General features: G+C 34.6%; 17 protein-coding genes. 7 read left to right on the forward strand and 10 right to left on the reverse strand.

The genetic code is table 11. The features are described 5' to 3' along the window. The first annotated feature begins 78 nt into the window (after positions 1 to 78). From ACODST_RS02995 to hxlA, 3 genes are all read left to right on the forward strand, one after another. Positions 79 to 957 carry a helix-turn-helix domain-containing protein gene (locus ACODST_RS02995; RefSeq protein ID WP_488930630.1) on the forward strand — a complete coding sequence of 293 codons (879 nt, stop codon included), beginning with the start codon at positions 79 to 81 and terminating at the stop codon, positions 955 to 957. A 321-nt stretch (positions 958 to 1,278) separates the two neighbouring features. Then, positions 1,279 to 1,845 (forward strand): 6-phospho-3-hexuloisomerase, encoded by a 567-nt coding sequence (gene hxlB, locus ACODST_RS03000; RefSeq protein ID WP_488930631.1) that lies wholly within the window; start codon positions 1,279 to 1,281, stop codon positions 1,843 to 1,845. 31 nt (positions 1,846 to 1,876) lie between these two features. Then, positions 1,877 to 2,515, forward strand: a complete 639-nt coding sequence (gene hxlA / locus ACODST_RS03005; protein ID WP_488930632.1) for a 3-hexulose-6-phosphate synthase — start codon at positions 1,877 to 1,879, stop codon at positions 2,513 to 2,515. Positions 2,516 to 2,582: 67 nt separating this feature from the next. On the opposite strand, the gene ACODST_RS03010 is transcribed toward hxlA, so the two are convergent. From ACODST_RS03010 to ACODST_RS03025, 4 genes are all read right to left on the reverse strand, one after another. Beyond that, positions 2,583 to 2,873 carry a DUF2141 domain-containing protein gene (locus ACODST_RS03010; RefSeq protein ID WP_488930751.1) on the reverse strand — a complete coding sequence of 97 codons (291 nt, stop codon included), beginning with the start codon at positions 2,871 to 2,873 and terminating at the stop codon, positions 2,583 to 2,585. 9 nt (positions 2,874 to 2,882) lie between these two features. Then, the gene (locus ACODST_RS03015; RefSeq protein WP_488930633.1) at positions 2,883 to 3,806 is read right to left on the reverse strand and encodes a TlpA family protein disulfide reductase; all 924 of its coding nucleotides are present in this window, start codon (positions 3,804 to 3,806) and stop codon (positions 2,883 to 2,885) included. 448 nt (positions 3,807 to 4,254) lie between these two features. Continuing rightward, positions 4,255 to 5,067 carry a formylglycine-generating enzyme family protein gene (locus ACODST_RS03020; RefSeq protein WP_488930634.1) on the reverse strand — a complete coding sequence of 271 codons (813 nt, stop codon included), beginning with the start codon at positions 5,065 to 5,067 and terminating at the stop codon, positions 4,255 to 4,257. Positions 5,068 to 5,143: 76 nt separating this feature from the next. Continuing rightward, positions 5,144 to 5,692 carry a hypothetical protein gene (locus ACODST_RS03025; RefSeq protein WP_488930635.1) on the reverse strand — a complete coding sequence of 183 codons (549 nt, stop codon included), beginning with the start codon at positions 5,690 to 5,692 and terminating at the stop codon, positions 5,144 to 5,146. 138 nt (positions 5,693 to 5,830) lie between these two features. On the opposite strand from ACODST_RS03025, the gene ACODST_RS03030 reads away from it, so the two are divergent. After that, positions 5,831 to 6,718: a winged helix-turn-helix domain-containing protein gene (locus ACODST_RS03030; protein WP_488930636.1), complete on the forward strand. Its 888-nt coding sequence runs from the start codon at positions 5,831 to 5,833 to the stop codon at positions 6,716 to 6,718. A gap of 42 nt (positions 6,719 to 6,760) precedes the next feature. Here the strand turns inward: ACODST_RS03030 and ACODST_RS03035 are convergent, their stop codons facing one another. Next, on the reverse strand, positions 6,761 to 7,741 hold the full coding sequence (locus ACODST_RS03035) for a helix-turn-helix transcriptional regulator (RefSeq protein WP_488930637.1): 981 nt from the start codon (positions 7,739 to 7,741) through the stop codon (positions 6,761 to 6,763). Between the two features lie 125 nt (positions 7,742 to 7,866). Here ACODST_RS03035 and ACODST_RS03040 point away from each other — a divergent pair, with 125 nt between their 5' ends. Both ACODST_RS03040 and ACODST_RS03045 read left to right on the forward strand, forming a co-directional pair. After that, positions 7,867 to 10,077 carry a TonB-dependent receptor plug domain-containing protein gene (locus ACODST_RS03040; protein WP_488930638.1) on the forward strand — a complete coding sequence of 737 codons (2,211 nt, stop codon included), beginning with the start codon at positions 7,867 to 7,869 and terminating at the stop codon, positions 10,075 to 10,077. A 21-nt stretch (positions 10,078 to 10,098) separates the two neighbouring features. After that, positions 10,099 to 11,364, forward strand: a complete 1,266-nt coding sequence (locus tag ACODST_RS03045) for a DUF4374 domain-containing protein (protein ID WP_488930639.1) — start codon at positions 10,099 to 10,101, stop codon at positions 11,362 to 11,364. Positions 11,365 to 11,482: 118 nt separating this feature from the next. Here the strand turns inward: ACODST_RS03045 and ACODST_RS03050 are convergent, their stop codons facing one another. From ACODST_RS03050 to ACODST_RS03065, 4 genes are all read right to left on the reverse strand, one after another. Then, on the reverse strand, positions 11,483 to 12,268 hold the full coding sequence (locus tag ACODST_RS03050) for a GLPGLI family protein (protein ID WP_488930640.1): 786 nt from the start codon (positions 12,266 to 12,268) through the stop codon (positions 11,483 to 11,485). Positions 12,269 to 12,271: 3 nt separating this feature from the next. Further along, the gene (locus tag ACODST_RS03055; RefSeq protein WP_488930641.1) at positions 12,272 to 15,070 is read right to left on the reverse strand and encodes an outer membrane beta-barrel family protein; all 2,799 of its coding nucleotides are present in this window, start codon (positions 15,068 to 15,070) and stop codon (positions 12,272 to 12,274) included. A gap of 561 nt (positions 15,071 to 15,631) precedes the next feature. Beyond that, positions 15,632 to 16,084: an Lrp/AsnC family transcriptional regulator gene (locus ACODST_RS03060; protein WP_488930642.1), complete on the reverse strand. Its 453-nt coding sequence runs from the start codon at positions 16,082 to 16,084 to the stop codon at positions 15,632 to 15,634. A gap of 309 nt (positions 16,085 to 16,393) precedes the next feature. Next, positions 16,394 to 17,737: a serine hydrolase domain-containing protein gene (locus ACODST_RS03065; RefSeq protein WP_488930643.1), complete on the reverse strand. Its 1,344-nt coding sequence runs from the start codon at positions 17,735 to 17,737 to the stop codon at positions 16,394 to 16,396. A 442-nt stretch (positions 17,738 to 18,179) separates the two neighbouring features. Here ACODST_RS03065 and ACODST_RS03070 point away from each other — a divergent pair, with 442 nt between their 5' ends. Beyond that, on the forward strand, positions 18,180 to 19,832 hold the full coding sequence (locus tag ACODST_RS03070; RefSeq protein ID WP_488930644.1) for a GAF domain-containing hybrid sensor histidine kinase/response regulator: 1,653 nt from the start codon (positions 18,180 to 18,182) through the stop codon (positions 19,830 to 19,832). Positions 19,833 to 19,909: 77 nt separating this feature from the next. Here ACODST_RS03070 and ACODST_RS03075 read toward each other — a convergent pair whose 3' ends face one another. Further along, complete coding sequence (locus tag ACODST_RS03075; RefSeq protein WP_488930645.1) at positions 19,910 to 20,677, reverse strand: aspartyl/asparaginyl beta-hydroxylase domain-containing protein; 768 nt, start codon at positions 20,675 to 20,677, stop codon at positions 19,910 to 19,912. Between the last annotated feature and the right edge of the window lies 1 nt (position 20,678).

A 20,678-nucleotide genomic window follows, 5' to 3' on the forward strand; every position in this document is an offset into this window, starting at 1 on the left:
ACCACTTTTAAAACTTCTAGATGGATATTTTTTAGAAAAAAAAATAGTAAAATACAATACAAAAACATTTCTCATCAGATGGATTTAAAAAGATTTAAGCTCAAACAAAACATTCAAAAAACAGAAGACAAAAATTTGTCTTTCAGAGTATTTGATATAGAAGATTTAAATATTAGCGACTATCTGATGCCGCACAAAAACGATCACTTTTTCATTTTAATTGTGGAAAAAGGAAAAATTGACATTCAGATTGAGGATAAAGTTTTTAATTTAAAATCAGAAAAAATTTCAATTGTATTTCCAGATCAAATTAACTTCATTTCCAATCCAAGCAGTGATCTAAAAGCTAAAATTATTTTATTTGAAGAAGTATTGTTTTGCTCAGATATACTGAAAAATGAATTAAGTCCTTATAACGTAAACTTAGTAGCAAATCTTAACTGTAATGCACTGCATGTAGAGGAATTTAAAAACGTTTTGACACTTGTCGAAAACATTCAAACTATTTACGACAGCCCAACTCTTGTCAAGAAAGAACAAGCCCGCTTTTACATCAAAATATTTTTACTGGGACTTATAGAATCTATTCACGGCCAGCATCCTATATTGCATCAAAAAACGAATCAACATGATTATATTGCTTTTAAAAAACTGCTCAACGAACAGTTTAAAAGCGAACGAACAGTGCAATATTATGCCGCAAAACTGGGAATTACACCTAAAAAACTCAACGAAATCACAAAAAAACATTGCAGCGAAACCGCCATTAATGCCATTCATAATAGAATTTTAAAAGAAATTAAAAGACAGCTTTTGTTCTCTGATCTTTCCCATAAAGAAATAGCATTTAATCTTGGTTTTAGTTCTCCATCTGCTTTGAATAAGTTTGTAAAATCAAAACTCAAAGAAACTCCAACTGAACTTCAAAACGAACTCTCGCAGATTTATAACGCATAATCTATTCTCTATTCTCTATTCTCTTTTTTCTATTTTCTATTAAAAAACGGCGCAAATTTATATCGCATAGTCCTGTTTTTATAACATCCTCCTTTTTCCCTGCTCTACTTTTGCAACAGTAAATACTACTGATGTAAAATGTACAAATCCTTATTGCTTTATAAGTACCGCAGATTAATTCTTTAATTCTACTCCTCTGCATTTTAAACAGGCAATATCATTAATAAGCATTTTCAATAACATCATTATTTATTCTACTTGTCCTAAAACTTTCTTTTGGATGACAAAAGGCATTTACACGCTTATTTTAAATAAAAAAATATGAATAGCAATAGTTCGATAAACGAAAATATTCGCACCATTTTAGAAGAAAACCTAAAATTGGCAGATCAGATTAATCCGCAGGAAATTGAGGCATTGGTTAACAAAATCAAATCGGCCAATAGAATCTTTTTTATGGCTGCCGGCAGAAGTGGACTCGCCTTAAAAATGGCCGCAATGCGTTTTATGCATTTGGGTTACAACGTATATGTGGCAGGAGAAACCACAACACCTGCCATCCTTGAAGGCGACCTTCTAATCTTAGCATCTGGATCTGGCACCACTTCTACAGTAATCAGCGCTGCAGAAAAAGCAAAAAAACAAAATGCAACAGTTACCGCCATTACAGCCGATTCGAAAAGTCCACTGGCAGAAATAGCAGATAGTATACTGCTTATTAATGCTGCAACCAAAACAGACTTTGGTGTTTCCGTTTCGCAGCAATACGCAGGAAGTCTTTTTGAACAATTTACATTATTGATACTGGAAAGCATTTTTATGAGCCTTTGGCAGGAATCTGGTTTAACCAAAGAAGACCTATGGCCTAAACATGCCAATCTGGAATAACTTTTTTTTTACTTTTTAAAACACTTTAGACATGACAAAATTACAAGTCGCAATTGATTTACTTACTACAGAAGCAGCATTAGAACTTGCTGGAAAAGTAGCTCCTTACGTAGATATTATAGAATTAGGAACGCCACTTATTAAAGCAGAAGGCCTTAGTGTTGTAACAGCTATGAAAGCCGCTTTCCCTGAAAAATTAGTTTTTGCCGATATGAAAACGGCTGATACTGGAGCTTTGGAAGCTGAAATGGCTTTTAAAGCTGGTGCTGACCTAGTTACCGTAATGGGAACTGTAGATGATGCTACCATCAAAGGCGCTATTGAAGCAGCGAAAAAATATGACAGAAAAGTTGTTGTAGATACTATTGGCGTAAAAGACAGAGTACAGAGAGCAAAAGAAGTAACTGCTTTTGGAGTGGCTTTTGTGGAACTACACGCAGGTCTAGACGAACAGGCTTTACCTGGATACTCTGTTCAAACACTTATTGGTGAAGGAAGAGAAGCTAAAGTTCCTTTCTCAGTTGCAGGAGGCGTAAACATCGATACCATTAAAGATGTTGTGGCTGCGGGTGCAACTGTAGCTGTAGCAGGTGGTGCTATTTATGGAGCTGCTGATCCAGCTGCTGCCGCTAAAGCATTAAAAGAAGCTATAAGCACTGTTACTGCATAATAATTGATTTTTTAAGGCTGGAATTTACAAGTTCCAGCCTTATTTTTTCCCTACATAATCTCTTATTTTAATGAGCATTAGTCATCTTGATATAAATTTTTGTATCGGGTGCTCCTACATTAAATTTTGTCTCTTCGTATTTTGGAGGTCCCATAAATCCTTTTGCGTTATTAGAGCAGGCTACCGGCTCTTTAGGCATTCCTATAAAATATTTATCTAATTTTCCATTACTATTCTTGTCTTGATATACCAAAACGGTATATTCTCCAGTTGGAATTCCTGTAAATTGAACCAAGGCAGTATTTGCTTTTATTACAGACGAACCCGTTTTGTATGCTTTTTTTAGAAAGAAATGCAGGCAAGTAACTTAATCTCCTATTTGTACAGAAAGTTTTTCTTCCAATTCCTTCATGTTTAATTGTCCTGAATTTTTCCATTTCCCAATAATCGTCCCGGATTTATCGATTAAAACATAATGAGGTATTGCCGTGACAAAATATTCAATATCTACAGAAGGCTTTTTATTTTGCTCTATCCCACAGTTGTTTAAGTCACTGTCTATTAAAATATGTCTCCATATATTGGTTTTATTCTTTGCGATAGAATTTTTCCATTTTTCTTTATCCGTATCTCTAGATATGCTTATAATTTCAAAATCCTTACCATTAAAGCGCTTATATATCTCTTTCAAATATTTTTGATCTTCTATGCAGGGAGCGCACCAGCTTGCCCAAAAATCTAAAAGTATGAAATTTCTGCCATTAAAATCACTTAAGGTTATTTTCTTGCCATTTATATCATAAAGACTGAAATCGGGAGCAGGACTCCCCACTTTACTCTGCTTAAAATATTTAAGTTTTTCATTCATTTTTTTACCATCCGCACTTGATTTTATTTCTTCTGTAAAGTTTTGGAAAACTTCATTGTATCGATCATAAAATTCCATTCCTTCTTGTGTTTGCACCTTACTTAAAATCAGTTTAAGACTGGCTGGTGACGAAGGATGCGAAAAAGCAAAATTAAGATCTCTCCTTACCTCCTCTCTCAAGCTTGAATCGTACAGATACCACAAATAAGTAAGGTCTTTATCTAATTTTTCATTCATAATTCCTGTAGCTTTTTCAATTTTGCTGTTGCAATCTTTAATTAAAACACCCAATGAATCCTGAGTTTTCTTAGTATCTCTATGAAGATGCTCAATCTGGCTAATAACATCAGCTTCCTGCGATTGTGCTGAGCAGCTTAAGGAAATAAAAATCAATAATACGGTAACATACAATAGCTTTTTCATATGTAAATATATTCTTCAGTTTTAAAAAATTCATCATCTTTTAACTCATTAATAAAAAAAGGCAAAGGTTCTCTTTCATATATTCTAGGATATGAAAACTCATTTATGAATAATCCCGGTGTAAAGTATGAATTCTTGTCAACTCTTTAAGCTAAGTTTTTTTATAATTTGTTTTATTTATTAGTTAAAAAATTAAAAAAATCCTCATGTTATTGTAGGCACTTACGGATACCTAATTTTTGTAATAAAAATAAGATTATTTTTATTACATATATAAAAAATATAACATAATTTACTAATTAGATTAAAGTCATTAAAAAAAACTCTAATATTCTCAACAAATTTTGATTTGTATAAACACCAAATTATTGCATAAGCCAAAAAGCGCCAATTGAAGACAATTGGCGCTTTTTTCTACTTAAAAATCTAATCTTATTGGGAACAATTTCTATTTATTCTTCGCAATTCTAAATCCGAATCCATCATTTCGTGTTTCCTTTGGTGACTGATATCTCACTTCTGGCATATGAATTCCATATTCTAATGGTCTTCCGCTCTCATCTTGTGTTTCGTAAAACCAGCTGACACCTTTTGAAATTTTATATTGTCCATCTACAGGGCCCTGAGGGTTTCTTTTACTAACCAGAATATCCTTTTCGGGATTATACCAGTCAAAAACCCATTCGCCAACATTCCCGGTCATATCATACAGACCAAGTTCATTTGGTTTAAGAAGTCCTACTTTATGAAATGTACCCTTTGAGTTTTCTTTGACCCAGCCAACTTCAATTGGATTATTACTGCCGCTATATTTGTATCTTTTTGTTTTCATTCCACCTTTGGCCGCATATTCCCATTCTGCTTCCGTTGGAAGTCTTCCCCCTGCCCACTTTGCAAATTCATTTGCTTCGTCCCAGGTTGCAAGCATCGGATTTTCATCTATCCATTGGTAATAAACTTTAACACCATGTGCATTTTCAATAGGCGGCTCGGGCATTTTTCTACCTGTTTCCCTGCAAAATTCTTTAAATTGTTTAACCGTTACTTCATATTTACCAATGTAAAAACCATCAATTTCAATTACTCTGTGAGGACTGGTAAATCCTTTTACAGAGTCGCCTTTTGGACTTACAACAATCTGGTTTCTGCCTTGTTCAAAAGTTCCGCCTTCCACAAAAATCCATTCCATTTTCTCTTCACTTTTCTTGCAGGAATTCAGAAATAAAAATCCAGTTAAGAATATAAATAGTCGTAAAGCCATTTAAATAGTCGTTAATGTTTTTTAAAAGTACTGCCAGCTCGTATATCTAACCTGACAAAAGTTTGCAATTATTTACTCAGCAGCCGCCTTTACCAGGTACACGTTTATAAATTACCTTATTATCCCGTTCTACATAGTCGCCAGATATAATTGGATATAAATACTTAGGCGCATGGGATACACTATGGCTTCTTATAATTATTTTGTCGTTAACTTTCAGACTTCTTAACTGCCGGAATTCATTGCTGCCAGACTTTTCCAATCCAAAACTAAGTATATAATCATGATGATTAATCTTTACCATAATTCCAAAACCTAATCTCGCCCCGGGCGGAAGAGAAAGAGAGGTTACAACTCCCATCATATTGGTATTATCATTAATAGGCTTTCTTATTACAGCTTCACTAGCGTAAACTCTATTACCTGCAGGAGAGGCTTCCCATTTTTTAAACATTCTGCCATCGGGAGCAGCCTCCCATTTTTTTCTTTCAGCTTTCTTCTCGGTGTTAGAAAGATTTTTAACTACTGGCTTTTTAGAAATTTCATTTTTAATTTCACGATTAGCAAATACCAATCCGCTTACTACAACCAGGAATAAGACTAGCACATAAATGATTTTTTTCATACTTTTCACAGCTTTAATTAATAACATAGTTTACTTTCTTTTTAAAGTTTATGTAACAAAATTACTTTGATATATTTCGGCTGGAGCGATAATAATTGTAAATAAAAATGTAAACTTTGTAAATAAATTATTGACAATATGCATCTTAGTCGAAATATGATCTCCGGAAAAAGTAAATATTGGTTTGTATTAACATTTATCTTGTTTTCTGCTATAATCTACGCTGCCTTCCGTACGGAAGATAGTGACAGCTTTGACTTTGCCAGAAGAGAAATTTTACTTCGAAAAATCGGACATGAACTGCTTTTACAATCAGGTGACAGTACATCAAGAGTACTCCCTGTAAAAAAAATTTCAGAAAATGAATATCAGATTAGATTTGAGAATGATTTTAGTTTTCAGCCAGATTCATTGGTAAATATTACAAATCGTTTATTAGTCAAAGACCCGTTCGCAAGTTCTTTTATCGTTAACGTTCTCAATTGTGGTAACTCCAGTGCTGCTTATGGATATGTTCTATCCAAAAACGGAAAAGATGATATTGTAACCTGCATTGGGAGAAGACAGCCCAAAGCCTGTTATATGATTAACATTAAATTCAAATCAACAGAAATCATTACAGCAGACCACAAATATCTTCTGGGAAGTCTGTCAGTTTTGGCATTAGTCGGTTTCATTCTTCTAAAACCTGCTAAATCACGAAAAAAAACACCTGATAATCAAAATACCGATACTTATTCTTTAGGATCAGCGTTGTTCAATTCAAATAGTCGAAAACTCATTATAAATGGCAATACAATAGACCTGACCGCAACAGAAACAAGGGTATTACTTATTTTTGCTTCTTCTCCAAACAAAACCATAGAAAGAAACCATTTACAAAAAGAGATATGGGAAGATGATGGTGTAATTGTAGGCCGCAGTTTGGATATGTTTATATCTAAGCTTAGAAAAAAACTTGAATCTGATCCCAATATCAACATTGTTGTTGTTCGCGGCAAAGGTTATAAACTTGAAATTAACTAACCAAGTATATAATTGTTGTTTTATCTGGAAATAAATTAGATACTACCTTTCTCTCAATTTTGCAGGAGTGTATCCGTGTATATTTTTAAAGGCTGCAATAAAGTTGGAGGTGTTCTGATATCCAACAAGGGTACTTATCTCATGCACAGGCATCTGTGTATCTAACAAATATCTTTTAGCAAGGTTCATTCTGATGTCCTGCAGATATCCAAAAACGGTATTATCAAATAATACCTTAAAACCGTTTTTTAATTTCGTCTGATTAATTCCAACCTTTTGCGCAAGTTCAACAATACTGAACGGCGTTTCTAAGTTATTGCGGATAATTGATGCTGCTTCATGCAGTCTTTCTTTATCCTTACCTGACAATTCTCCAAACTGCTTTGGCTTTTCTGTACTTCCATACAACAGCCCTATCAGCTCATAAGCTTTTGATTCTAAATATATTTTTCTGGCAAGTCCTTCAAACATACATCTCTTTACTTCCTGAATGACATTGTAAACATGAGAGTTTATGCTGAGCATATTTTTAGAAAGTGAACTGCTGATGTCTTTATTGATTTTTGAAATAAAACTATCCATCAGTTTTGACTCCCCGTCTAAATGATTCAATGATGTCAGTGGAAGGTGAATATCAAAAGTGCTGTATTCTACATTTTTCTCAAATAAAATATCGGCCTGATTTTCATCAGCTGAAAGGTAAATAATGTTTCCCGATCTTGCCGGAGTCAAATGATCCTTATTAAATTTGTCTTTATAAAAGATTCCTCTTTCAGACAAATTAATCTGAATCTCCAAAAGGGCAGAATCTCCTTTACCGCTGATATTTACATCATCCTGCATACAATAACGGCTTTCCTGTATAAATAAGTCTTCCTGCAGATTCTGAGTTTTATAATAAATACTGCCTTTTGGTGTAAGCAGCTCCACCTGATTAACTTTTGTTCCCATTGAAGAAATCTGTACTTCGTTGGGAGAAGTAACAAAATCGCTGAAATCAGCACCTAAAAATCTGTAACTCATAATACTTCCACATTCATAATTTATACTTCCATATTCGTAATCTCTTTACGTCGCAGTACGCATACTTTTACACCGTAAATATAATTTATATTTAATTTAAATAAACATTAGTCATTCCATTTATTTTGAAACCTATTATTTTAAAACCGTTTCTAAGGTTTTCTCTGCTTTTTTTATGCTGCATCAATATACTTTCAATACAAGCACAAACAGATAAGAACGCGGTATCAAAAAACTCATCTTCAGTTTCTGATACTTTACAACTTAAAAGTACAACCGTTTTTGGTTTATCTGCTTCTCAGAAAATAAATCGACAAGCTTTTAACGTTACTGCCATTGATGCTAAAAAACTTCATAATTCGACCTTAGACATCTCTAGTGTTTTGGACCGGGTTTCTGGCGCCCGCCTGCGTCAGACAGGAGGCACAGGATCTGACTTTGATTTTTCAATTAATGGATTTTCGGGAAAAAGAATTCGTTTTTTTCTTGATGGAGTCCCCATGGATAACTTTGGTTCATCATTTCAGATCAACAATATTCCTGTCAACTTCGCTGAGCGTATTGAAGTTTATAAAGGTGTAGTGCCGGTCTGGCTGGGCAGCGATGCTTTGGGAGGTGCTGTTAATATTGTTTCTGGCAGCAGACTTAGAAACTATGTTGACTTATCATATTCATACGGCTCTTTTAATACACACCGCACTAATTTAAATGCCGCTTATACGTCTAAAAATGGATTTACAGTGCAGCTGAATGCTTTTCAAAACTATTCCGATAATAATTATAAAGTAACGGTAGATGCCGCCGATGTTCGCACGGGCAAATACTATCCCAACACCACTGTTAAACGCTTTCATGACCAGTACCACAATGAAACTGCCATTCTAAAACTGGGAGTGCTGGACAAAAAATGGGCCGATCAGCTTTTGTTTGGAATTACTTTAGGACAGTATTACAAGGAGATTCAGACTGGGGCGCAACTTCGTACTGTTTTTGGTGCCTGGCATACCAAAGGAGACATCATTATGCCTTCGGTTAAATATCTCAAGAAAGATTTTATTACAAAAGGTCTTGATGTTACCATAAATGCCAACTATAATTTAGGGAAAGAACAGAGCATAGATACCGTTCATGCCCGTTACGGATGGCTTGGAGATTCTATTCAATACAAAGGCAGAGGCGGCGAATTATGGTACGCTCATAATGTTTTTAGAAATAATGCCGCTAATGCATCTATAACGGCATCTTATAAAATCAGCGAAAAACATACTCTGGCTTTTAATAATGTTTATAGTCATTTCAATCGCAAAACCGAAAATCTGGTTGCTTTTGACCAGAGACCTTATCGTATTCCTCAAAAAACAGATAAAAATATATCAGGACTGAGTTATCAGTATGCCATTTCGGAAAAATGGAATGCTACCCTATTTGCCAAACATCTTTATCAAAAGGCAAATACAACTTTAATCGAAACTACTATCGTAAATCCATTGGATACTATTTACAGAAATGTCAACACTAATATTAGTAAACCCGGTTATGGACTAGCCGCTTCCTATCAGGTTAATCCAGTATTTCAGGTAAAGTTTTCTTATGAAAAAACCAACAGGCTGCCCGAAAGTGAAGATCTGTTTGGTGACTTCGTAAACAAAGAAGGAAACTGGAACATAAAGCCCGAAACGAGCGACAATATTAATCTGGGATTCAATTATTCGCTGCCACTGGAAAACCATCAGTTATACTTTAATGCAGCAGCGATATATTACTATGCAAAAGATTTTATCTATTATGTTTTTAATAATGTCGAGAATAAAACTGTTGCTAAAAACCTTATGGACGTTTCTAACACAGGTTTGGAAGCAGAAATCAGATACTCGTATAAACAGCGCTTTACCATGGGGGTCAATGCGAGTTATCAGGATATTAGGGACAAACAGCGTTACCGGGCTGATCTTCCCGCCTCTTTTCACATTAAAAGTGAAACTTACGGCCAAAGAATTCCAAACATCCCCTATCTGTTTGGAAATGCAGATGCCTCCGTATTTTTTAAAGATGCTTTTAAGACCGGAGATAAATTTACTATAGGCTATAATATGCTGTATGTACATGAATTTTACCTCTATTGGGCCAGTCAGGGTGCGGCAAACACCAAATATACAATTCCGGAACAGCTGTCGCATGATTTAAACCTGCTGTACACTTTAAAAAATGGCAGATTTAATATTGGCTTAGAATGCAGAAATATTACTGATAAAAAACTGTATGACAATTTCAGCCTTCAAAAACCGGGAAGAGCATTCTTTCTAAAACTCAGATATTTCATTAATAACTCAAAATAATCAATTTCAAAATTTACCAATATGAAAACAAATAAATTTTTAGCTTTAATCTGCGCATCCTTGTTTTTAGGGGCATGCAGCAATAATGATAATCCTTCTGAACCGGAAATTACTGAACCTGTAGAAGGAATGTTCGTTTTAACGGCCAAAAAAGGTCTTGCCGGAGCCGATTTGTTATATAGCAAAGACTCTTTAAAAGGTGTTCTTGAAACAACGGGCAGAGGAATCGAACAAAATGGTGCCTCACGTACTTATTTAACGCATAATGGACTAATTTTCAGCTTCATGTTTGGAGGTTCGGCACCAGGCGCCGTTACAGCTTATAAAATCAATACTTCTAAAGAACTGGAAAAAGTAACTGATTTTCAAACCGAAACCATGCATGTTTTTGGCACAATTGGAGATGATATTCTGATGGTAAAAAACGCATGGCAGCCCGAAGAAGAATTCAACAATTGGTACCGTTTGGATACTAAAACACTTCAGATCGTTTCGCAAGGTCAGATCAATGCCAACAAACTGGCTGGAAATGGCGGAAAAGCATTTTTTACCGATCTAAAAAAAGTAGGAGATAAAGTTTTTGCTTCGTACTGGAATATCGAAAGCGCCAGAACATTTAGAAGTGCTTACACAGACAGCACTATGATTGCGGTATACAGTTATCCGGACATGAAATTTGAAAAGGTAATCAGAGATGCCCGTACGGGTTCTATTGGCGCTTATTTCAGAAGCGGTATGGAAGTAGATGAACAAGGTGATGTTTATGTTTTGGGTACAAAACTTGGACCAGATAAAACGGGAACTCACAGCACTAAAACACCTGTCGCTTTTATGAAAATCAAAAAAGGAACTACAGAATACGACAAAGCCTATTTCTTTGATATAACGGCTGCTTCCGGAGGTAAATATGTTTTCCAGAAATTATACTTAGGAAAAGGTAATTTTTTATTGACAATGGGTGATAAAGCAGATACATACGGAACAACTATGGGACTTACTACTCCAATAAGTTTTGCAATTGTTAATGTTTATAATTCGACTTATAAAGCCGTAACAGGTGCTCCGGATCCAACATCAATTTATCGCACAACAGAGTACAGCAATAACTATTCGCCTTTAGATGGCAAAACGGGTTATTTAGGAATAAATGTCCTTGATATGGCTACTTTCTCTATTGAAGGTGCTGTATATAAATTTGACGCAGAAACTGCTACAGTGACAAAAGCATTAACTCTTGACAGTCCGGGAGGATTTACCAGTTTAGACTGGCTTCCTGTTAGCAAATAATTATTCTTTAAGTAGTTTATTTTAATAGATTTGATTTGTTAAAGCCGTTTCAAAATTAAGTTTTGAAACGGCTTTAGCGTTTTTAATGGTTTGCTCCCAAAATATAAACTGCAGGTTATTACAAAGAATAGGCCTGTAATGTTTTTCTTGCCCATTTTCCCCAATTTTTCAAAGCTTCTAAAAGTACTTTATTAAGTTCTTTATTGTTAGCAGGCTTACCTTTTGCCGGAGGAACTAAATCTTTTTCGGGTACTGGAATTTCAGTAACTTTTGTGGCAAACCATGTAATATTTTCATGCGGCATGGCCAGGCCTAAAATTGCTCCCGGTAAACCTGTAAAAGATTCAGGACCGCCTGAGAACGGGATCTGAATGGCGTAATACGCAACAACATAAACAGAATCGATTATGACAGCATTTGCTCTCCGGCATTCGTAACCCGCAATTTCTCTGGTTTCGTCAGTAATTTTCCAGTCAATTTTGCGTAAACTATCTTTAACTAAGTATAAATCATCGTAAACGTTTTTTTGTGTAATACTGGTTTGGGTATCCAGATCTGTGGAAATAACATTTTTTAAATTAGCCATTGCATCATCTGCAATCCAACTGTCTTTACTTGTTGATTCATTGTTTTCAATCCATTTATATAAACTTTTGTTTTTTGAAAAGCTGAGTGTACTTTTTGAAGTTTTAAACTGTGAATTGTTTTTTTTATAACTTTCAAAAGCTAATTGATAATAACTCTCTGTTTCTCCTTTTATTTTTTTTGAAATCAAAGCGTACATATTTGATTTTTTTTCAAATTCAATGACACCATTTTCAATAAAGTGATTATTTTGAGCAGAAACATTGAAATCCGATAATACAATCAGTAATAACAGTATATATTTTAGTGTTGTTTTCATAATTTAGTTTGCTTTAATTTCTCCCCCGCCCATTTTACTAAAGTCCCAGCTTACAGAGAACATGAAATATCTTTTGATAGTGGTATAAGTACTTTGGTTAATATTTCCATTATACGCCGAACGATTAAATCCTGCATTTTGATTTAAGAGGTCTCTTCCTGTTACAGAAACTCTTAAATTATCTGTTTTAAAGAATTTTTTGCTGATCGAGGCATTCCATATAAAACGTTCAAACGTTTCCTGAATCACCTCAGTTTTTCCGGTATACTGGTAGTTACCATCACTACTAATTTCCAGTTTTCCGGGCAATTGAAAATTGGTCCAGAAATTACCATTAAAACCCCAGCCATTGCTATTACTATCTTTGTTTATACTGGCATTGGCAACGTTGTACACAGGCCCGAAACTGGCGTTAAAATTGTATTTTTTATCTTTATATTTAGACACGTTTAAATTTAGGGAGTAACTTGAATTTTTAGTTTGATTCAGCTGCGTATTGATGTAATTATAGTTTACGTTTTTATTGGCACTTAAGCCAATACCTGCTGACAGATCTATTGCTTTAATTGTTTTACCAAAATTACTGTTCAAATAAAAACTTGTCGCTGCTTTGTCTTTTAAGTTTACAAATTGGGATACACTTTCACCTCTGTCATTTGTAACGACATCACTAATTACCGGATTCAGGATGAAAGTATACGAACCATTAATCGAAAAATACTGATTACTGAGCACTTTGTATGAAAAATAGCTGCCATTAAAGTTATTTCTAAAAGACGGATCTAAATTAGGATTACCCAAAATTGTATTCAATTGATTCTGATTGTTCCGGATAGGCTGTAATTGCTCTAGTGCGGGCTGATCAGTACTTCCGTTATACGATAAACGCAATGATTCTCTTTGTTTAAAATTATACTGATAGTTTAGCTGAGGCATGTAATTCACAAACTTTCTCCTAAAATAAGTATCCGTATACACATTGTACTGCTTAAAGCTTACGTCGCTGAATCTGGAACCGGCAGAAAAAACGGTTTTATTTTTTTTATAGTTAAAAATAGCACCAACCTGATTTATGGCCTGATCCAGTTTATAATTATTACTAAAGACTGAATCGAGAACATTATAATTACCATCTGAAGACTGATTAAAAGATTTGAGATCAGATTTTCCGTTACTTATATTGTAGCCATAATTTAAAATTAAAGTCAGGCTTTGGGATAAAGGTTCGGTATAAATTAAATTTGATTTAAAAAACGTATTACTGATATTGTTGACTTTATTCTGATCGACAACTTCGATATCGTCAGGGTTAATTACTGATGTTTTATAAAATTCAGCTTTGGAATTTAAGTAACCATCACTTTTTGTTTCGGTACTTGACTGGTTCAAATTAAGTGATAAAGTACGTCCTGCTTTTTTTAGTTTTTTGGTTAATAAAGTGTTTATATTAAAAGTTTTATCATCAACTTCGTTTTTAGTCGTTTGATTCAGAGTATTCAGCAGACCGCCATTCTCATCAGTCCCTTTTCGCACTTCGCCGTCGTTTGAATTAGTGTTTTTCAGTAATCCATTTGCGTTTAATTTTAAGGTAAGGGTGGAATCAATTTTAATTTCGTAGGTCAGATCAAGTTTGTTTTTTAACATGTTTTTCTCAAAATTTTTATCTGAAGTATTATAAATACTGCCAGAGTTTAAATTTTGCTGATTAATATCATTACGGGTTCCTGAAAGTTTGATATCGCCAATTTTATAATTTACATTTATAAATTCTTTATCCTTATTCCATTTATTGTCAAAATGTATACCTCCGGTTTGTACAATAGGAATTCCTTCACCATTAAACTGGCCATCCCAGCTGTCTAACTCATCATTTCCGTTAATTGTAAAATTAATACCGCCATCATCCGCAATCTGGAAATTGCCTTCGCCATATTTGTCTTTATCTCCCCATCCTAATCCTACTTGTCCGGTATTACCTAAAATACCATAAGCGGCTAATTTTTTCTTGTCCCAAAACTTATTAAACATAGCCTGGCCATTATAAAAACCATCCGTTCCGCCTCCAAGTTCTGCTTTCCCAAAATATCCCTTTTTTTTATCTTCTTTAAGTTTGACATTTAGTGTTTTGGTTTTCTGACCGTCATCTATTCCGGTAAAAGCAGCCTGATCGCTTTTTTTATCAAAGAGCTGTACTTTATCTACCATATCGGCACGTAAATTTTTTGTAACTAAAGTGGGATCATCTCCAAAAAATTCTTCGCCATCAACCAGAACTTTGCTTACGGTTTCGCCCTGAGCGGTTATTTTTCCATCTTTATCAATTTGTATTCCCGGAAATTGTCTTATCAGGTCCTCTACTTTTGCGTTAGGGGCTATTTTAAATGCTTTTGGATCAAATTCAGTAGTATCGCCTTTAATTTTCATAGCAGCCCTATTGCCTTTTATAATTATTTCTGATAGCAGTCTGCCTTTATCCGCCAAATTAATTTTACCGTAATCCTTAATTAACTTTGTAGAATCAACAGAAAACTGATCTACAAAATCAGCATATTTGGGATAAGAAACCAGCAGAATAAATTTACCGGCTTCAATATTATTCAACTCAAAATAGCCATCTTCTTTGGCTCGGGTATATTTTACTAAAATGGAATCTTTTTCTCTTAACAAAGAGACTGATGCTTTTGTTAAAGGAGAATGGTTTATAGTATCTGTTACATATCCTTTAACTGTGCCGGATATTTGTGCCTGTAAAATATTTGATAAAAAAAGAAAGGAGCATACTACCAGAATTGTCTGTCTCATTAATTGGCTGTGGTTTTTGAAAAAGAGGCATTATAGTTCCATTCCATTTTTTGAAAAATAGAAATATGATGCATTTGTTATGTGATTTGTTTTTTGAGTAAGCAAAATTGCAGATTCTAGAATAGCAATTGAAATAGTATCTTTTGATACTGGTCTGCAGAAGTGCAGGGGCTTAATTTTATGGAAATCATATTTTTCTAAAAGGCTTTGGTTGTTAGTTTCGTGTATTTTAATAATATAAATTAATTATTATTACAATAATAGTTAAAAAGCATATATGTTTCAAAAATAAGTAAAAATACTACACTATTTTTAAAATACACTTTACTTTTATTATGATGATTAATTATTTACATCAAAAGGATCTTATGCTATTTCAAACACAAAACGCTAAGACTGATTTTAAAAAGAATCGCCAGCATAAGTGTTGCGGCAGAAACTTAGTAAACAACTCAACCTGATAAAATATAACCATAAACAAATCAATAACTTAATCTTAAAAAGATTTTATACAGCAGCTAAAAAACTTTGTCAGTTTCAAATAAACAAAGCATCATGGAACTATCCGTACATGTTTTTTATCTCCGCCATAACAAAGGTACTCTGGGTACTGCCTATACTTTCAACTGAACCCAATTTATTAAACACAAAATCCTGATAATGCTTCATGTCTTTGGCAGAAACTTTCATTAAAAAATCGTAATCTCCTGAGATATTGTAACATTCTACAATTTCTTCTATTTTCATAATATCACTAACAAACTGATTCCCAATATTACGATCGTGCTGTTTCAATTTGATATTACAGAAAACGATGAATCCCCTGTTTAGTTTTTCTGCATCAAGAAGTGCTATATACTTCTTAATATACCCATTATTCTCCAATCTTTTAATTCGTTCAAAAACGGGCGATGCCGAAAGATTTACCATCTTTGCCAGCTCTTTTACAGTGTATTTAGAATTATCATGAAGTATATTTAATAACTGAAGATCAATATCGTCTATCTGTTCCATAGAATGTTTTGCTAAAAAAGGGTTGAATTAATTTACAATTAAAGAATAATAATCTTCAAATTTAGCAAAAAACAACATAAAACTCCTATTCTAATAGAATTGAAGATTTAATGACCTTCAAAACTTACTTTAACAGTATAAAAATCTAAAAAAAGCATTGAAAAAGTTATTAAAAGTATTAAGTAAAGCAGGTTTACAGGGTTTCCTGTTAATGATAATACTTTATATCAGCCAGAAAGCACTCGTTTATGCTTCATGCGAAGACCAGAACGAGGTGAAAATTTCAAAGCATTTTCATTTCATAATACTTTAATTGACCTTTTTCCATTCGAATGTGCCATTCTGCTTTACAATCATACTATCAACATTTTTACCAGAAACCTTAAACTCACCCTTTATTTCCAGTAAATTGGAAAACTGAAACAGCGTCTGAGTCTGAAAAATTAAATCAAACCTGCCTTGTCCTGCAATATTTGCAACCAGACCTGATTTCTCTTTTGTAATGGTTATAAATCTCTTTGGGTCAGAAACCAACTGATATTTTCCCGTATATTTTTTGAAATTTTCATCAGTTAAAGATACTTTAGTCTGAAGCGGTCTGCCAATCATAATTTCAGGCACCCGCATTGCCAGTTCGTCTCTGGCAGCGTTTTCAGAATTGAATAGTAATACGATATAAAGATCTTTCTCAGGAAAGTAACCTGCATAAGATACAAATCCATTTTTATTACCGCCATGGTCCATTTTTTTTATACCATCAGCATTCATAATATTCCATCCAAAACCATAATTTACAGCTGTACCGTCCTTAAGTTCATAAGGTGTAACAGCACGGGCTAACAGCTCTTTATTCAGTACTTTGTAAGACATTAATCCTTTATTCCATTTTTCTAAATCAGAAGTATCAGAAAGCAGTCCTCCTGCAGAATAACCAACAGTGGCACTCCAAAACTCTGATTTTTTATACGTATCTCCGTCTTTGAAATATCCCGAAACCCGATTGGGTATGATGTTTTCGTCACTGTCTTCACAAGTATGTCCCATATCCAGAGGCAGAAAAATGCTCTTTTTTAAATAATCGGCATATTTCATTCCGCTCAGCTTTTCAATAATGAAGCCCAGAAGTATATAATCTGAATTACAATATTGGTAGGCCGTACCCGGTTCAAATTCTAAAGGTAATTTTTCAAAAAGGGCTATTAATTCTAAAGGTGCATAGTCCATTCTTTCTCCAAATTTCTGATTGGTCTCTACCTGCAGGTAATCTTTAAGTCCCGAAGTGTGGGACAAAAGATGTTGTATCTGAATATTTTTTCCTTTGAAACTTTCAATATATTTTTCCAGAGGATCATTTAGGCTGATTTTTCCTTTTTCGACCAGCTGAAGTATTGCCACTGCTGTAAACTGTTTTGTAATGGAGGCAATACTGAAAACGGAATTGGTTTTTAAAGGAACATTTAATTCTAAACTGGCACTGCCAAAAGCTTTTTGGTAAACCACTTCTCCATTTTGTGCTATTAGAACAGAACAGCCGGGAGTATTCTCTGAAAAATGCTTTTTGAAAAGATCATCCAGTTCTTTTTCAAATCCATTAACCTGACTGTAAACATTTAAGCTTACAAAAGATATAAAAAGCAGGGCAATCGTTTTCATTTCAGTATTTTTATGTTAGTAATTTTTCAATCTTAACGGGTTATTCCTCTTAAACACAAACCTTAATCCAGATTTATCACGATTGACATTATCAACAAGAAAAACCATTATGTTCTAATTCAGTTTGATCTTACAAAAACAAATATATTGTATTTATGCTGAATAACATAAGATATCGAGCAGTCTCAATTTTGGCAAAAAAAAAGAATCCTACAGTAAAAAATAAGAGTACTGATTATCCGCAAACCGTATATCCGTACAGCGTACTGAAATCTGTTTATATATACTCAACCTGTGTAATGTAGTGTAAGAATTATCTATTAGTGCTTTTTAATTTAGTTATCTAAGCATACAAAAACTTAAAATTCCATCGCTTATCCATTCACTGTAAAAAATAATCAGTACATTTATTTTTTTCATAATACATTTTTATCTTTCTGCCATGAATGCTGCCACAATGCCGGTTCCCCATAATGAAGCTGAGCGCCTTGAAGCCTTAAAACGCTATAATATACTAGATACACTTCCTGATCATGTTTACGATGATGCCACAGCACTTGTTTCCTACATCTGCGAGGTACCTGTAGCTTACATATCTTTTATAGATGAAAGCCGGCAGTGGTTCAAATCTAAAATAGGATTTGACATTTCCGAAGTGCCGCGGGAAGTTACTTTTTCGCGCTATACTATCATGGACTCTAAGCCGGTAGAGATTCCGGATACCCTGCTCAACGAGCGCTTCAAAAATGATCCCAACGTAACGGACGGTTATAAGATAAGATTTTATATCGGAATGCCCATTATCACTCCAGATGGTTATCCTATTGGAGTGTTATGTGCCGTGGATCAGCAGCCCAGACAACTTAATGAAAATCAACGAAATGCCCTTAACATTGTAGCCAGACACGTCATTAATACTCTGGAGTTAGGCAATAAAAACAGTGAGCTTGGCCGTCAGAAAAAAATAGCCGAACGTGCCGTAGCGGCCAAAGAGAATTTCCTGGCTAATATGAGCCACGAAATCAGAACACCTCTTAATGCCGTAATTGGTTTTACAGAGCTGCTGGCGGCCACGAACCTTAATAAACAACAGCATGGTTTTGTAAAAGACGTGCAGATTGCCGGAGAAAACCTGCTTCTTATTGTTAATGATATCTTAGATATTTCCAAAATTGAATCTGGAAATCTCAGCCTCGAAGAACAGCCATTTCACCTGAAAAATGTACTGAAGCATATTTACGACCTTTTGAAGGTAAAAGTCCGCGACGAAGTGGAGTTTAACCTGTATTTGGACGCAGAACTTCCTGAAATAATTTCCGGCGATCAGGGCAGGCTTAACCAGATATTGGTAAATCTGGCCGGCAACGCCCTTAAGTTTACTCCCGAAGGAGAAGTGACGATTGCGGTAAAAAAAATAGCAGAGACAGATGACAGCTATCAGATTCGTTTCTCAGTGAAAGATACCGGCATAGGGATACCTCAAAAAAAACTTAAAGCTATTTTTGAACGTTTCACTCAGGCCGAGGAAAGTACTGCCAGAAAATTTGGCGGAACAGGACTTGGTCTCAACATTGTAAAACAGCTTGTAGAACTGCACAATTCAGAGATTTTGGTAAAAAGCCGTGAAGGCAGCGGATCAGAATTTTACTTTACAGCAACCTATAAAAAAGCACTTTATAAACCTGAGCATTCTGAAGTTGAAATCATAAATGAACTGGGCACAATTAACATACTGCTCTGTGAGGATAATCCTCTAAATCAAAAACTTGCCTTAAACGTTATTCAGGGATTCGGATTTAAAATAGATATAGCCGACAACGGCGATCAGGGTATTGAACTTCTTTCACACAACAGTTATGACCTCGTGCTCATGGATCTTCAAATGCCCCAGCGCGACGGCTACCAAACCACAGCATACATCCGAAATGAAATGAAGAGTACCATTCCTATTATTGCCATGACTGTCCATTCTTTTGCCTGGGAACAGGACCGCTGTCTGGAAGCCGGTATGAATGCCTATGTTCCTAAACCTTTCAAACAGCATGACCTTTTGGAAGCTATAAAATCAGTGCTGACCAAAAACGAAAATCTGTAAAACCCCGAAGATGACCGTAATTTATAGTTCTGTAACCGTTTTAAATATTTAATCTATACGATACAATGTAAATCCCATTACAAAAATGCAAAGAACCTTTGTACAGGCAGAAAGCCTAAAACAAATATTCTTATAAAATGATAGAGCCCTTTTTTGACGTATCCGTTTCTTTTGTTGAAAAAAGGATATTTTTGGTATAGCATCTGAATTGCTGAAGAAGCCAATACATGTGCACAGATTGAATTCTGTTTCCCGACATACTCTTCACGCATTACATCCAGAATGAGTATAAGCCTCTTTTGACTAGTATGGTTCCAGGCAGTATGTGTATGTGCATCGCAAAATGGCAGGGCTGTTCCATTTGCCCATGGCTTTATTTCTGTGCCTACCTGAAAACCGCAATCAGGCAGAGTCCCCGGTATATCTATACCTACATGACAGCGTATAATGGCATCTGTATCGCCCTGATGTGGATTAATATTTGAACCCGGTTCTAAAACACTTAAGGAAAAAGAAGTAAGACCCGGTATGGTTTTTAATATTTTTATAGTCTCAGGACATTTTTTATAATTTTCCTTTATGACAAACTTCCAGAAATAAATTCCCATGGTCTTCCATTTTTTAGGAGGAAACGACATGCTTTTATTAATAAAATAAGGCTTAAGATTCTGGGGTTTCTCTATCATCAGCCCAACAACCTCATCTCTGATAACTTCCCAATTATCTTCCATAATTTTTGTCCATGGTAATTTTTCACGTTCGTAAAAAAAAGGCTGGTTCCCCATGTAGCGCCCTCCGCCAAAATTATACCATGGTTTATTATCTTTTTTAATTTCAGGTTTCATG

Source organism: Flavobacterium sp. FG19 (assembly GCF_057809475.1).